Origin of the sequence: Streptomyces fuscigenes (genome assembly GCF_021556455.1) — a bacterium.
In the GTDB taxonomy this organism is placed as follows: domain Bacteria; phylum Actinomycetota; class Actinomycetes; order Streptomycetales; family Streptomycetaceae; genus Streptomyces; species Streptomyces fuscigenes.
This window is the reverse complement of sequence record NZ_JAKGCV010000656.1, coordinates 1-2,166: the sequence shown is the minus strand read 5'-3', so window position 1 is coordinate 2,166 and position 2,166 is coordinate 1. Positions and strand designations below refer to the sequence as shown.

Sequence of the window (2,166 nt, the reverse complement as noted above, 5' to 3'; positions counted from 1 at the left end):
CTCCGCCGTCCCCGGCTATCCGCCCGTCCGCCGCGGCCTGCTCCATCGCGCTACCTGCTCCCGCCCCGAAAACCGTGTCGGGGGGAGAGACGAGAGAACGGCGCGGAGGGATCCGTTCGCACAGCAATCTCACAAAGTGATGAGCGCACTGCCGGCGCGCGCTCCCTTGCCGCGCGCCCCTGGGACCCGGCGGCGGGAGCCCCCGGGACACGCGGGCCGACCCGGGCGGGGGCGGGCCGGCCGCGGGCCCCTGCCGGGGACCGCGCGTCCGCTCCCGATCACGCCTCCAGGACCCCCGACGACCGGTCGACGACGTTGTGCAGGGGCTGCCCCCGCGTCCAGCGCGCCAGTTGCTCGCGGACGAAGGCGGCGAGCGCCGGGCGGAAGGCCGAGGTGAACGCCCCCGCGTGCGGGGTGACGACCACGCCCGGCAGCGTCCACAGCGGATGCCCGTCGGGCAGCGGCTCGGGGTCGGTTACGTCGAGGGCCGCGGTGATGCGCCCGCTCTCCACGATCTTGAGCAGCGCGTCCGTGTCGACGACCCCGCCGCGGCTCATGTTCACCAGCAGGCTGCCGTCCTTCATGCCTTCGAGCGTCTCCGTGTCCATCAGGTGGTGGGTCTCCCGGGTGTGCGGGAGCGTCAACACGACGACATCGGCGAGCGGCAGGAGCAGCGGGAGGTCCTCGGCCGCATGGACGGTTCCGCGCGCGTCCCGGCGCCGACGGCGCGCGACCCGGAGGATTTCGCAGCCGAACGGGATGAGGTATCGCTCCAGCGCGGAGCCGACCGAACCGTGCCCCGCTATGAGCACCGTCTTTCCGACGAGCGTCGACGACGGCCTGAATTCCCAGCGGGCCCGCCGCCCGCTCTCGAAGAAGCCGCCCATGCCGCGCAGGGACGACAGGATCAGCGTCAGGGCGAGTTCCGCCGTGGCCGCGCTGTGCAGCCCCTGGGCGTTGCAGACGACGAGGTCCGAGGGCAGGCCCCCGAGATGCGGCAGATATTGCTCCACGCCGGAACTGAGCGGGTGCAGTACTTCCAGCGCCCGCATGTACGGCAGCGGCCGGGTGACGACGGCCGCGTCGGGGACGGGCGGCGGGACGTAGAAGCTCACCGATGCCGGATCGGACGGGAACGCGTCCGTGCCGTCCCAGAACTCGTGGCGGACGCCGGCGGGCAGCTCGCCCGTCTCCGCGGCGGTGAACGGAATCCAGGCCAGTGGCGCCGAGGCCCGGGGCGCCTTCCGCTCCGCGCGGCCGGTCACGGCCCCGAGGCGGTTCGCCTCCCCGCTGTCAGGCACGGGCACTCGCCAGTTCCAGGAATTCGCCGGCGAACCGGGAGTTCAGCAGGGCCGGCGCGGCCGCCGCCGCGAGACGCGCCATCGCCTCGCGCACGGCGGGCTCGTCCGAGTCGATCGAGAACTCGTAGGCGAACGCCACGGCGAGCTGCGCGACGGACGACGCGGAGCGCATGACGTCGGCCAGCCCGGCGCGGGCGGCGGCGAACCGGTCCCCGCCCCGCGTTCCCGTGCCGGTGGGGGCCCTGCCCGCGGTCCCCGCGCCGGCGGTCGTACCGTCGCCCCCCGCGCCCGCCGCCGTGCCGGTGCCGTCCCCGTCCGCCCGGGCGGCCCGGACGCAGTCCTCCACGGCCGTGCGCAGGCGGTGCGCCGCGTCCAGCACGGCGAGTTCGACGTCCGAGAACTGCTGCTCGACGAGGAAGGGGCCCTCCGCGCCGGGCCGCCCGGCCGGGCCGAAGGCGTCGGAGCCCTTCGCCAGCTCCAGGGCGGCCCCGGCGAGGCCCAGGGAGAGGGAGGCGCTGCCCACGAGCGCCGCGTCGCCCGGCCACTCCTGCGGACGGCCCTCCGGCGGTACGGGGGCCACGAGGCCCGACGGCACGAACGCGTCGACCAGCGCCCCGGGCCCGGAGCCGTCGTCTCCCGCCCGCGCCGGCAGCGCACGCCACTGCCGCGCGCGCACCACGTGCCGGTAGGGCACGGGCGGCGCGTCCGGTGCGTCCGGGGACGGGACGAGGGCCCGCACGACACTCCAGCCGCCCGCCCCCCTGCCGCGCGGCACGGACGGCCATATGCCGTTCAGCCGGTGGCCGCCGTCGGTCCGGGTGCCCATCGCGTCCGCGGCGCCCGCCGCCTCCGCCGTGTTCCCGTC

Annotated in this window: 1 protein-coding gene and 1 pseudogene; both read right to left on the bottom strand. The window is 76.2% G+C overall.

Annotation, left to right across the window (positions count from 1 at the left end; genetic code table 11):
* Positions 1 to 278: 278 nt before the first annotated feature.
* Positions 279 to 1,301 carry an NAD(P)-dependent oxidoreductase gene (locus tag L1885_RS27435; protein ID WP_308117410.1) on the bottom strand — a complete coding sequence of 341 codons (1,023 nt, stop codon included), beginning with the start codon at positions 1,299 to 1,301 and terminating at the stop codon, positions 279 to 281.
* A pseudogene (locus L1885_RS27430) lies at positions 1,294 to 2,166 on the bottom strand (hypothetical protein); the annotation flags it as partial. The pseudogene L1885_RS27430 and the gene L1885_RS27435, both read right to left, overlap by 8 nt.